This is a genomic window from Psychrobacter luti (assembly GCF_014192115.1).
In the GTDB taxonomy this organism is placed as follows: Bacteria; Pseudomonadota; Gammaproteobacteria; order Pseudomonadales; family Moraxellaceae; genus Psychrobacter; species Psychrobacter luti.
Genome location: NZ_JACHXL010000003.1, coordinates 174,193 through 186,570, shown reverse-complemented (window position 1 = coordinate 186,570; position 12,378 = coordinate 174,193). Strand labels below are relative to the sequence as shown.

Sequence of the window (12,378 nt, the reverse complement as noted above, 5' to 3'; positions counted from 1 at the left end):
AAATTCGTTTGCGGCTTATTTGATATATAAATTATTGGCGGCCAATTCAATCGCTATTTGTCCAACGTTACCCGCACCTTGGGTAATCAACATGTCATCTGCTTGAAGCAAACGCTGCATTACTGGTGCCAAATTATCCTTATCGATAATCGTCGGTTCAACGGCACCGCGCAAACGGATACTACGTGCTAAAGCTTTGGTATCAGCACCAGCAATCGGACTTTCACCAGCAGCATAAACGTCCAATAACAATAACTCATCGACACTTGAAAGTACTTCGACGAAATCATCAAAACAATCACGGGTGCGACTATAACGATGTGGCTGGAACATCATCACTAAGCGGCGCTCAGGGAAGCTTTGACGGGCCGCTTTAATGGTCGCGTCGACTTCTCTTGGGTGATGACCATAATCGTCAATGAGCAAAACATTGCCGTCATCGATATCTACAGAGGCATGCTGCTCAAAGCGGCGACCAACGCCTTCGAATTTCTGCAAAGCGCGCTTAATCGCTTCGTCATCCACGCCTTCGTCGGTTGCCATAGTAATCGCAGCCAGCGCATTATAAACATTGTGTACACCTGGGATATTCAAGGTTAGACGCAATGGCTCATGGTCGCGGCGCAAAACAGTAAAGTGAGTTTTTGTTCCTTCGCTTACCAAGTCAACGGCTTGCACATCATTAAAGGGTTCAAGACCAAAGGTTAATACCGGACGACCGATATCATCAATCATGGAGTACAGCTCAGGATCGTCACCGCAGACCACCGCCAAACCATAAAACGGCATGTTTTGTAAAAACTGGATATAAGCGGCCTTTAAGTTGTCAAAACTATTGCCATAGGTTTCCATATGGTCTTGGTCGATATTGGTAACAATCGCCGCCATCGGATGTAAAGATAAGAATGACGCATCAGACTCATCGGCTTCGGCAACCAAATAACGGCTGCTACCGAGCGCGGCATTTTTACCTGAAGCATTGAGCTTCCCGCCAATCACATAGGTGGGATCAAGCTGCCCTTCTGCCATCATGGTTGTCAGCAAACTGGTGGTGGTGGTCTTGCCATGCGCGCCAGCGACGGCGATACCATGGCGATAGCGCATCAACTCGCCGAGCATATCAGCACGGCGTACCACTGGCAGACGCGCTTCAAGCGCCGCTTTGACTTCAGGGTTACTACGGTCGATAGCAGACGATACGACAATAACATCGGCATTGGCGATATTTTTAGAATCATGTCCAATCGCAATAGTAATACCAATCTGCTCTAAGCGCTTAGTCACCAAGCTCTCAGCGATATCAGAACCACTGACTTCATAGCCTTGATTGTTCATGACCTCAGCGATACCGCACATCCCCGAGCCACCTATACCGACAAAATGCAAATGCTGAATACGACGCATTTCTGGTATTTCAATCAAACGCTTAGTTAAGGCTTTAGCAGAGGTTGGCATAGGGTTTTCTCTTTATTGTAGACAAACAAATTTGGTTAATAATAAGTAATAAAAATAATAGGTAATAAAATAGTGATTAAGACAATCAGCTTTTATAAGGCCTGCCAAATAATATCGGCTACTTGTTGGCAGGCATGCCGGTTTGCAAGCGCATGACCTTTTTCTGCCATCTCTAAACAAGCACGCCTATCTAGCATCGCAAGCTCACTACTCAGCTTTTTGGGAGTCAGCTCGCTTTGTGGTAATAAAATACCTGCTTTGTGTGAGGTCAAGGTGCGCGCGTTTGCCGTCTGATGGTCATCAACCGCGCTTGGTAGCGGCACAAATATCGCCGCTATACCGACATTTTGAATTTCAGTGACCGTTAAAGCACCTGCCCGACACACCACAACATCAGCCCAATTGTACGCTGCTGCCATATCATCAATAAAGGGCTGTACGGTAAATTGATGAGCGCTTAAATCTTCAGTATCGTACGCCGCTTGTGTGCCAGCCTCATTATTGCGTCCACATTGATGACGGACCTCAAAAGGACGGTCAATCAATGCCAGTGCTTTTGGCAGCGTCTCATTTAACACTTGCGCACCGAGCGAACCACCAACCACCAGCAATTTAAGCGGCGAGCTGTCATTAACATCGTAACGAACACCGGGTTCGGCAACACCGCTAATGGCATTGCGCACCGGATTACCCACCGTTTCAATCTTGCTATCATGCTGGCTATTGGCAAAGGTATTTTCAAACGCTTGCAATACCTTGGTCGCCATCTTCGCCAAATACCGATTGCTCATACCTGCAATGGCATTTTGTTCATGGATAATAAGCGGTGTCTTCGTCAAGCGCGCCGCAATACCGCCAGGCGCAGAGACATAACCGCCAAAGCCAACGACCACATCTATTTGATTGCCACGAATGACTTTAATCGCCGCCATCGTCGCTGACAATAACGTCACGGGTAGCTTCAGCAAGCGTCCCAATCCCTTACCGCGCAATCCTTGCATATCAATCGCATGAAGAGGATAACCAGTAGGTGCAACCAAGCCATTTTCCATACCATTTGGCGTACCAAGCCAGTGAATAACAGCACCGCGCTTGGTCAATTCTTCGCTAACCGCAAGCGCTGGAAATACGTGCCCGCCTGTACCAGCTGCCATCATTAATATATGCGGTGTTTTCATGAACGCCTGCCTATCTTTTCTTTATTTATATGAAAGACTTATTATCTTTTGACCGTATTGTCTATCGAACCAAAATGAGCCTATAAAAGCCCGCATAGTATAGTGTAAATCACTGCCTGATAGACAGCACTTTATGCAGCGCAAATAATAAAAATCCAAGCCATGAGTAATCGCGGCTTGGCTTTTATAAATACGTTTAAAAAATCATAAAAACAGCGCTTTTAATGACGTTTTGGCGCTGTTTAAAGGCGCTATTAAGCAATACGGTTTATCAATATATCTTAGCACACCGTTTTTTAAGTATTGTGCACATAGCTTAGTAATAAATTACTGTATCCTTACCGCTTTGCATACATTGTTTTATTTAAGAGACATGATTTAAATGCCATTACTTAAACGGCAGTACTTAAACTGCTAACTTCTTCTCAATAGCGATAATAAAGTCAGTTGCAATATCAGTACCACATTGATCATCAATCTCACGCACACAGGTTGGACTGGTGACATTAATCTCCGTGATACGGCCACCGATTAAGTCTAAACCAACGAACATCAACCCTTTTTCTTTGACAATAGGTGCCACGACTTCTGCCACTTGACGTTCGACATCGGTGAGCGGCATCGCAACACCGCTACCACCTGCCGCAAGATTACCACGGGTCTCGCCTTTCACCGGAATACGTGCCAAGCAATAATTAACCACTTCGCCATCGACGATTAGCACACGCTTATCGCCCTCTTTAATCTCTGGCAAATAACGCTGCGCCATAATAGGTAGCGTCTCAAGCTCGGTTAAAATCTCAAGCGTCACGCCGATATTTGGACTGTCAGCAGTCAAACGGAAAATACCAGTGCCACCCATACCATCTAAAGGCTTAACGATGACGTCTTGCTGCTCAGTAATAAACTTGCGAATGTGTGCCTGTTTGCTGGTCACAATCGTTGGGCTCATATAATCACTAAACCAGGTGGCAAATAGCTTTTCATTACAATCACGAATCGCTTGTGGATCGTTGACCACCAGCACGCCTGCGGCTTTGGCATGATCAAGCATGTAGGTCGCATAGATAAAACGCATATCAAACGGCGGATCTTTACGCATCAAAATCACATCATAGTCGCTGACTGGTGCTGTCGCTTTATCACCTAAGGTATAAAAATCTTCAGGGTCACGTTTGACCGTTACCGGCTGGGTATCCACCATCAACTGCCCACGATCCAACCATAAATCATGAATCTGACAGTAGCCAAGGCTGTGCCCACGGTCTTGCGCCGACCACATCATGGCAAGGCTAGTATCTTTTTTATAATTGACCTGCTCGATAGGATCCATGATGACGAGTATATTTAAAGATTTCTTTTGGTTTTCTTGGCTCATGGTAAGGCTCACTTACGTTATAGTATTAATCATTTAAAATAGTATTAATCGTTCGAACAGACATCAATAACATGACTCAAATTTCACCCAATATAGCTGAAACATAGCAATGACTGCGCTAAATTATACGCCGTACTGGGCGCGGTAATGCTGCATTTTTGCAAGCTGGGTCGCATCTTTTTCTGGGCTACTTTCTGCTAAATAGCTGATTAAATCATCGATATCAACAAGGGCACGCACTGGTACTTCTAGTGTCGACGCCAGCTCTTGAATAGCAGAATGCTCTGCCAGACCTTTTTCTTTACGATCAAGAGCGACAATAATACCGGCCACACTTGCGCCCGCTTGCTCTAAAATATCAACCACTTCACGCATCGCTGTGCCAGCGGTAATCACATCGTCAAGCACCCAGACTGCTTTGCCCTTGACATCAGCACCGACTAAATTACCACCTTCGCCATGAGTTTTGGCTTCTTTACGGTTGTAGCCCCATTTAGCATTGATGCCATGGTGTAGCCATAACGCTTGCGCAGTTGCTGCCACAAATGGGATACCTTTATAAGCAGCACCAAAAATAACCAGCTCTTGCTCATCTGTGCCAGCGTTTGCCATTAAGCCTTGTGCAGCCATTTGCTCAGCCACTTTTTCAGCTAGAGCATCGGCATAACCACGTGCTAATAACGATAACATCTCACCCGACGCCAGCAAACCTGCGTTAAAAAAATACGGACTAATACGTCCAGACTTTAAAACAAACTCACCAAACTTTAGAACCTGATTGTCTAACGCTAATTGGATAAATTGATGCGATAAAAATGACGCGTTGTTAGCAGGTTGGTTATTCGGCGTTGTGGCATTAAGCATAGGGTATTCCTATCAGCAAAAAAAATGGAAAGTTAAACAATGAAAAGTTGTGAAGCGCATTATAGTCGTCGTGGTTTAACTTGACCAACCATTGATATCATAATCCTGCATATTCGCATAACGCGTCAATAACCTACAACGCGATGAGATATTAAAGTAGCATTGACCATCGCTACTGACTTGTATATCCCAGCCCAAATGATAGGCGGCAACGATAATATGCCCCGTGAATAAGCGCACTTGGCGATAGGCGTGGCGCTGTGCTGGCTCAAAAACAATCTGACTGAGCAAGTAGCTGCGAACATGCTGACAAATTTGCGCCGCGCTGTAGCTGTGATTGATAGTTTTGCGCGTACTACATTGCTTTAAAGCATGGACGGCAACGCTACAGGCTATAAGATCAGTCGCCAAACTGCCCTCGCCGCTGTCAAATTGTTGTGGCTGCAATACTACTTGCCAATCGTCAGCATAGATACTATTGAGTAGCTCATCAGGATTATAACGTTTGGTCAATGCTCGCAAAGATTCTGACGCTAAAGGCTTCTTAATATTCTTAGCAGTATTTATATTGTCAGTATTTATATTGTCAGTAGCCAAAAACCCATAACGCGTCAGTTTTGGGTACGCTTGCAGCGCGCGCTGGATATCCGCCATATCAAGCAAAGTCATGTCTGTTGTTAATGAAGCTAATAACGGCTGCTCGCTATGATTGTGATAGAAACTCTCGGGCAACTCAACCAGTTTTGCGGCACTGAGCAGTGATAAATGCTCAGCCAATGCTTCTGAAGCCATCAATGCCCATTTCGATAGGCTGTCTGTATTGGGCTGATAAAAACGGGTCGAACTGCCATATAAACGGCGCAGTTGACTATTTAAGCGCCGTGCAGGCTCTGGAATATCAGTCAATGGCCGTGCAGGGTCTAATTGCAAACGCTTTGGATCAAAATTAGGATGTACAATCGCTGGCTGCTGACTATTTGCTAACACAGCGGACGGCTCAGCATGCCCTTCTGCAAGCTGAGCCTCTGCTGCTGTAAAGCTAGCATTGGATAGCCAGTCATCAGACGTAGAATGCTGGGTCATGAATTTTCCCTAGGCTTACAAATTTAAAAGTCGTAAAAATAAAATCAATCAAATCAAAATGACATTTTAGTCTTGATGTTGCTCTTTATCTTGATGGTGCAGAATATCTCGGTAGCCTGCTTGCCAATCAGGATAATCCAGCCAAGCTAACGGAATATTACTGTGTAGGCGTTTTCCCGTTACCACTTTTTTATTGTCATCAAGAACAGGCGGCACCTCATCTATCTGCCCACTTAACCAAGTGCCTAGCTCAAAAGTGGTGACTGGCTCATAATCAGTGGCGATATAAAGGGGTTTTGGTTCATCGATAGTCATGACATTAGCGATAATAGTAATCAAATCGCGATCCATAATACGATTGCTCCAATGCGCGGCGGCCACTGGTTCTTTTTGTTTCTCTTTAGCTTTACGCAGACGCATGAGGCGCTCGCGTCCGTAAATACCACTTGGACGAATGATGATGGTTTTATCACCAAAATCTTGTTGAAGTGTTTGTTCCGCTTGCAATATCACTTGCGATGCTTCACGCGCAGGCATCACAGGCGCGGTGTCTTCATCAATCCATTCGCCATTATCTTGCCCATAGACAGCAGTTGATGAAATAAAAACAATGCGCGCAAGGTTGGTGAGTTTGTCGGCCAGTGTTGCCAAATGCTGGCTGATGGCTAAGTAACTGTCATGATAACCGCTGGTTGAATACTCATCAGGAGTGACGATAATCGCCAACGCCGTAAAGTCTTGCAGCTGCTCTGCAGTTAGCGTTAATGCATCGGCTTGTAGAAAGTTAGCTTTATCATCTAGAGCATAATGATGACGCTCACGACGTGCCAGCCCAGTGACGTTTAAACCGTCCTGCGCTAGCTTATTGGTGACTGGCAAACCAATGTCACCTTGACCAATAATCAGTAAATATTGCATTTTCATCATATATCCTTTATTCAAAAGCTGCTTTTAATGGCTGACTATGCTAATGACTGGCTAAGAAGGTTTTTTATAATTTAATAACAAGCGCTAAAAATAGCGTCTGTACGACAGCTGTATATCTTCCTTGGCATCGATACGATCTTGCCATTCGTAGTTGGCATTGATACGTAATGCTTGTTTTTTATCGATATCGTATTGCAAACCTAAGCTTGAGATCGGCTGCCAATAATGACCACGGGCATTAGACTCATCGCTGCTGCCATGATACCAATATGGCAGTTGCAATTCAGCCTGCGCACGTAACTGATTGTTAATCTGATAGCGACAACCGGCATTGACGCCTGCGCCAACACGATAGCCTTTATTGATACCGCGCCCTGCTTGCGCCGTACCTGCCAAAAACGTATAACATAGCTGCGGCGGTATCTCGCCTGTGCCCGCGCTAGGTGTGCCAAACGCCCACGACCAACCCGTCTCATAGCCCAAACTACCGACTAAATGATCGCTGCCATCTTGCTGCGAGCCGTCGTTCACACGGGTCGCTTCAATACTTGCGCCCCACGTTTTGCCTTTTTTGGCAGAATTAACTGGATTAAACGAACGCCCTCGCACCAAGGTCACATTTTGCAAAACCACGCTGCTTGGCTGATTGGCCTTATCATTATCGTTATCATACAGGCGTAAAGTCGCAGCCGCGCCTTCTAAATCAAAGAATTGTGGAAATCCTGACGGTCGATCAAGGGTATCGTGATAACCTGCGCGCACGCCCAAATCAATATAATTATTATCACCGCGCTGCCCTAGCCCGATAAACCCAAGTTGCAGAGGATGCCTGTCTATTGGATTGTTATCAGCTACCGCAATACGGCGTGGTAGTAGCGTTTGTCCGTCGGCAGCTATGCTCGAGGTTGGATTTAACTGGGCAGACTTAATCTCATTTAACGTCTGCGTAGCGTTATTATGATAGCCCAATTGCTCGCGCTGCTCTTTAACCTTATTTAACTGCGCTTGGCGCAAGGTGCTATCAGCGGGTGTATAGTTAGTGCTGGCAAGTAAGTTTTCGCTATTAAGTAACTGCACGACATCTGAGGGAATTACGGCATAAGGTAGGCGGCTTAATAAATGCTGCTGCGGGCGCACCACATCAATTAAGCGTAAAATCTCAGACGCGCAGTTATCAGTGGTGAAGTAATACGGCAATTTCAAATCTTTGGTTTCCCAGACATGCAACATAATTTGCTGCACTTCCGCTGGGGTCAAAGCCAATTGGTATGTCCACGCATCACGCTCATCTTCTTGCAGATACTTCGCCAGCTTCTCTGGATAAGAGTCAATTTCAATCAGATTGTCATAACCGCCGCTCATCGATTTGATGGCATATACCAAAAAATTATCGGTTGAGTCACCGCCCACCGTATAATTAAGCGCAACAGCATGATGAATTTGGCTTGGATCCGCCACGCTGGCTTTAGAGTCAATACGCAATAACGTATGAGCAAAAGCTGAGATAGGATTATCTAAATATTCTTGCGCAAACATAATAGACAGCTGCTCGGGTGCCAGCTTTTGCATCCAGTCATTCAGCTCTGGACAGTCGACTTGCAAACCGCTTTTGTCGATATTGAGTGTATCGGTCAGCCATTGGACGCGCGCTGGGAAACGGCATAATACTGAGTTTTGTACAGAGTTTTTAGTCGCACGATTGGATGCACTATTACTAGCATTACTGTTATCCGGAGTCGTAGCCATTTCGTCAGCAAGGGCAACCAGCAATGCATCAAGCTCAGCCGCTGAATCTTGCTGTCCATTTTTATTTAAGTAAAATGTAGCATCATCAACGATACTGCTGTCTTTTTTCTTACCGATTAAATTCTTTTGATCATCAAAGAAATATAATAACCGTCGCCATGTTATATGCTTTGCAAGGTTTTTTGTTTTTGCTTGCGCACGCCATGATGCTAATAGCTGTTGGGCGTTGGAACTACTTATACTTTGATGGTTAGACGTAGCAGAAGTCTCTGCTATATTTGAGCCAATACTTGGCTTGATGGTATTATTTGGCTCAGTATAAGCCACCAATGTTGGCTCATTGCTTTGTGATTTAGAGGCGGAATTATCATCAGGAGTATTTAGCGCTAACTCCCCTGTTGTCACAAGCGATGCGGGCGTCGGCAAAAATGCCTGTGCCTGTGCGGTCAGCAGCAGTCCGGCTATGGTGAGCGGCAAACGCGCTCGCCTGCCAATCTTTGTTGGCGTACAATCTATCGGCAAAAGGTTTGAATATTTGGAATATATGGACATGAGTAACATCTCGCACTGTAGGAGTCAGACGCGTATCGCGTTATGAGTTCTATCGAATTGTCAGAGTGATATTATAAATTATCGTTTTGAACGACTGCTTCAAACTATTGTTTCGAATGACAGCTTTTCAGGTAGATACGCCATTTATTGATAAAAAAACATACTCATCAGCATTTACTGCGCACTTATTTATCACATTATAAAAGAGAGTATTATGTCCACAGCATCGTCAATGACTATTAATGCCGGTCGATTATCAGCTGCGACTTGGCTTGCCTCGCCCAATCATAATAAACGACCTGAAAATGTCGCGATTGATGCCATTATTATTCACAATATTAGCTTGCCACCCAATGAGTTTGGGGCGTGTGATACTGACGGACTACATTACGTTAAAGCCTTATTTACCAATCAATTAGACTGGGAGGCGCATCCTTATTTTCAAACCATTAAAGGTGCAGAAGTCTCAGCGCATTTATTTATAGAGCGCGATGGCGCGATTACCCAGTTTGTCAATTTTAACGAACGCGCGTGGCATGCCGGACGCTCCAGCTACTTGGGTCGCCCTGAATGTAATGATTATAGCATTGGCATTGAGCTTGAAGGTTCAGATTTTGTGTCCTTTACCGCCGCCCAATATGAAGCGCTTACCAAAGTTATCGTCACTATCTATGACGCTTATCCAAAAACTCGCAGGCATCTGACTGGTCATAGTGATATCGCGCCCGGTCGCAAAACTGACCCCGGTGATTATTTTGAATGGACAAAGTTGCGTGAGATGGTTGCAGCTCTATTAAAATAAAAGGCTTACTCAACTTTAATAATGATTAATAATCGATTGGAAAAACTATGACTTGGATGGAAGTGGTCGATTCAGCAGTAAAAATAGGTTTGGGCGCATTGATAGCAGGCGTTATTACTTTTCTATTATCCTCAACACAACATCGTAATGAGCTTAAAAAAGCTAAAGTAGAACGCGAGTTTGAGATGTTAAAGGAAGTCCCAGAAAAAGTAGAGAACTTTAATAGTATTACTTTGAATTATTGGGCATTCGCCACCGACTGGCGGCGCAGGTTAATTTTAGACTCTTCGCTTCCTAAATCTAATGGATTCTTGGATGCTCAAAATAAATTATTCGACAGCTTTAGTGAGCTAACGAAAGCGGAATCTTTATTACTACTATTTGGCTATAGCAGCGCTCAAATTAAGCTTAGAGATTATGGCGAAACAGTTATCTCTTTTAAAAAAAGAATAGACTCCATAGATATACCTTTTGATCCAAATGATACAACCAACTATAGAAAGTCTATGATTGATAAACGCTCCGAGCTATTTAGTCTCTTGAATGAAATCTATAAAACTATTTAATTTTTAATTTATTTGTCGCAATTAAAAAAATTATCGCCACTTATCAACGATTTTTTATCATTCTATATTCCATATTCAATCCATTTATCAGGACAATGAAAGTGCTATAATCCGTCAGTTTTTTGACAACACTACACCAGCAAACAACCTTCATCAAATAAATTAGCAGAATAGGTTCTCATGGCAAAAAGTCGGTTATTTCGTTCAACCATGGTGGTCAGTAGTATGACCATGCTGTCGCGTATTTTAGGTCTGGTACGCGATATCGTATTACTAGGTGTCTTTGGGGCAGGTGGTCTGATGGACGCCTTTTTGGTCGCCTTTAAGATACCGAACTTTTTGCGCCGTCTATTTGCAGAAGGGGCTTTTAGCCAAGCGTTTGTCCCTGTGCTGTCAGAATATAAAGAAAAATATAGCCTACAGCAGGTACAGATTTTAGTCAGTCGCACTTCAGGAGCGCTGCTGTTAGTATTATCCATGCTGACGGTCGTGGTAATTTTAATCGCCCCTTGGGTGGTGACTTTATTTGCGCCCGGTTTTGCCAATCAGCCTGATAAATTTGCCATCACCGCTGAGCTGCTACGCCTAACCTTTCCTTATTTATTATTTATTTCTATGACCGCCTTTGCCAGCGGTATTTTGCAAAGCTACGGCCGTTTTGCCGCGCCAGCCTTTGCGCCAGTGCTACTCAATCTATCTATGATTGGTGGTGCGCTGGTGTTCGCGCCGATGTTTGATGTCCCTATTATGGCGCTTGGCTATTCTGTCGCTATAGCAGGTTTACTCCAGCTATTGATACAACTGCCCCAACTCTCGCAGCAAAAGCTGTTAGTTGCACCCAAGATTGACTTTCAGCATGAAGGCGTTCGCCGTATTTTAAAGCTGATGCTGCCGGCTATTTTTGGCGTCTCTGTCACTCAGATTAATCTACTACTGAACACTATCTTTGCTTCATTAATGATTGGCGGTTCGGTTTCTTGGCTTTATGCTGCCGAGCGTATGAGCGAGTTACCATTAGGGTTAATTGGCGTGGCCATAGGCACGGTCATTTTGCCAAGTCTATCAAAAAGTGAAGCGCGAAAAGATGACGTTAGCTTTAAAAAGACCATTGACTGGGCAGCACGCTTAATTATTTTGGTCGGCGTTCCAGCATCGGCGGCACTATTTATACTCTCTGACGTACTTATGCAGGCGCTGTTTTTACGTGGCGAATTTACCTTACGCGATGCACAAATGAGCTCATTGGCGTTAAAAAGCATGGCAGGCGGCATTTTAGGTTTTATGTTAATTAAAATCTTCGCACCCGCCTTTTTCGCCCGTCAAGACACCAGAACGCCAGTCAGAATTGGTATTGTTTCCGTTTTTGCCAACATGGTTTTTAGTGTCATTTTTATCGGCATATTTTACTTCTTCGATATGCCGTTGCATGGTGGTTTGGCACTGGCAACCACGGGCGCAGCATTTGTGAACGCAGGCTTGTTATATTACTTCTTGCATAAGCGTGATATTTTCCGCTTTGGTAGCCACTGGAAAAAACTCTTTGGCCAGTTTGGAATTTCTACCGCCTCTATGATTGCGGTGCTTTATGTCATGCTGCCCTATTTCCCAACCAATGATTTTCAATGGAAACGTATCGTCGCGCTACTGATTATGTGCGTCGTCGGTGCAGTGGTTTATGGCGTCGTGCTATTAGCAACAGGCTTCCGTCCGCGCCAGCTAAAACATGGTTAAGGGTTAACTTTTAAGCACTAGGCAAGGCTTTAACTTACCAAACCAAAACAAGCTTAGTATGAGAATTGACAGTGAACGCTGCTGATAGTTGCCATA

10 protein-coding genes are annotated in these 12,378 nt (G+C 44.5%); 3 read left to right on the top strand and 7 right to left on the bottom strand.

What is annotated here, in order from left to right; translation table 11 throughout:
• Positions 1-15: 15 nt before the first annotated feature.
• The 7 genes from murC to FHS24_RS07650 form a co-directional block, all read right to left on the bottom strand.
• Entirely contained in the window at positions 16-1,455 is a 1,440-nt protein-coding gene (gene murC, locus FHS24_RS07680; RefSeq protein WP_183620377.1) for a UDP-N-acetylmuramate--L-alanine ligase, read from the bottom strand.
• Between the two features lie 92 nt (positions 1,456-1,547).
• Positions 1,548-2,633 carry an undecaprenyldiphospho-muramoylpentapeptide beta-N-acetylglucosaminyltransferase gene (murG, locus tag FHS24_RS07675; protein ID WP_183620375.1) on the bottom strand — a complete coding sequence of 362 codons (1,086 nt, stop codon included), beginning with the start codon at positions 2,631-2,633 and terminating at the stop codon, positions 1,548-1,550.
• A 406-nt stretch (positions 2,634-3,039) separates the two neighbouring features.
• Positions 3,040-4,011 carry a glutathione synthase gene (gshB, locus tag FHS24_RS07670; protein WP_183620374.1) on the bottom strand — a complete coding sequence of 324 codons (972 nt, stop codon included), beginning with the start codon at positions 4,009-4,011 and terminating at the stop codon, positions 3,040-3,042.
• Positions 4,012-4,134: 123 nt separating this feature from the next.
• The gene (gene pyrE, locus FHS24_RS07665) at positions 4,135-4,875 is read right to left on the bottom strand and encodes an orotate phosphoribosyltransferase (RefSeq protein ID WP_221185033.1); all 741 of its coding nucleotides are present in this window, start codon (positions 4,873-4,875) and stop codon (positions 4,135-4,137) included.
• A gap of 75 nt (positions 4,876-4,950) precedes the next feature.
• Entirely contained in the window at positions 4,951-5,958 is a 1,008-nt protein-coding gene (locus FHS24_RS07660; protein WP_183620372.1) for a hypothetical protein, read from the bottom strand.
• Positions 5,959-6,024: 66 nt separating this feature from the next.
• A complete protein-coding gene (locus FHS24_RS07655) occupies positions 6,025-6,882 on the bottom strand; it encodes an SDR family oxidoreductase (protein WP_183620370.1) in 858 nt (285 codons plus the stop codon).
• 87 nt (positions 6,883-6,969) lie between these two features.
• Positions 6,970-9,183, bottom strand: coding sequence for an Lnb N-terminal periplasmic domain-containing protein (locus tag FHS24_RS07650; protein ID WP_227671735.1), 2,214 nt, complete (start codon positions 9,181-9,183; stop codon positions 6,970-6,972).
• 214 nt (positions 9,184-9,397) lie between these two features.
• On the opposite strand from FHS24_RS07650, the gene ampD reads away from it, so the two are divergent.
• The 3 genes from ampD to murJ all read left to right on the top strand — a co-directional run bounded on the left by ampD (position 9,398) and on the right by murJ (position 12,282).
• A complete protein-coding gene (gene ampD, locus FHS24_RS07645) occupies positions 9,398-9,985 on the top strand; it encodes a 1,6-anhydro-N-acetylmuramyl-L-alanine amidase AmpD (protein ID WP_183620366.1) in 588 nt (195 codons plus the stop codon).
• A 47-nt stretch (positions 9,986-10,032) separates the two neighbouring features.
• A complete protein-coding gene (locus FHS24_RS07640) occupies positions 10,033-10,551 on the top strand; it encodes a hypothetical protein (RefSeq protein WP_183620364.1) in 519 nt (172 codons plus the stop codon).
• A gap of 180 nt (positions 10,552-10,731) precedes the next feature.
• Complete coding sequence (gene murJ / locus FHS24_RS07635; RefSeq protein WP_183620362.1) at positions 10,732-12,282, top strand: murein biosynthesis integral membrane protein MurJ; 1,551 nt, start codon at positions 10,732-10,734, stop codon at positions 12,280-12,282.
• The last annotated feature ends 96 nt before the right edge of the window (positions 12,283-12,378 follow it).

What these genes read in the sequence shown, in the direction of transcription:
- murC (WP_183620377.1), bottom strand. Translation starts at nt 1,455, where the DNA reads ATGCCAACCTCTGCTAAAGCCTTAACTAAGCGTTTGATTGAAATACCA.
- murG (WP_183620375.1), bottom strand. Translation starts at nt 2,633, where the DNA reads ATGAAAACACCGCATATATTAATGATGGCAGCTGGTACAGGCGGGCAC.
- gshB (WP_183620374.1), bottom strand. Translation starts at nt 4,011, where the DNA reads ATGAGCCAAGAAAACCAAAAGAAATCTTTAAATATACTCGTCATCATG.
- pyrE (WP_221185033.1), bottom strand. Translation starts at nt 4,875, where the DNA reads ATGCTTAATGCCACAACGCCGAATAACCAACCTGCTAACAACGCGTCA.
- FHS24_RS07660 (WP_183620372.1), bottom strand. Translation starts at nt 5,958, where the DNA reads ATGACCCAGCATTCTACGTCTGATGACTGGCTATCCAATGCTAGCTTT.
- FHS24_RS07655 (WP_183620370.1), bottom strand. Translation starts at nt 6,882, where the DNA reads ATGAAAATGCAATATTTACTGATTATTGGTCAAGGTGACATTGGTTTG.
- FHS24_RS07650 (WP_227671735.1), bottom strand. Translation starts at nt 9,183, where the DNA reads ATGTCCATATATTCCAAATATTCAAACCTTTTGCCGATAGATTGTACG.
- ampD (WP_183620366.1), top strand. Translation starts at nt 9,398, where the DNA reads ATGTCCACAGCATCGTCAATGACTATTAATGCCGGTCGATTATCAGCT.
- FHS24_RS07640 (WP_183620364.1), top strand. Translation starts at nt 10,033, where the DNA reads ATGACTTGGATGGAAGTGGTCGATTCAGCAGTAAAAATAGGTTTGGGC.
- murJ (WP_183620362.1), top strand. Translation starts at nt 10,732, where the DNA reads ATGGCAAAAAGTCGGTTATTTCGTTCAACCATGGTGGTCAGTAGTATG.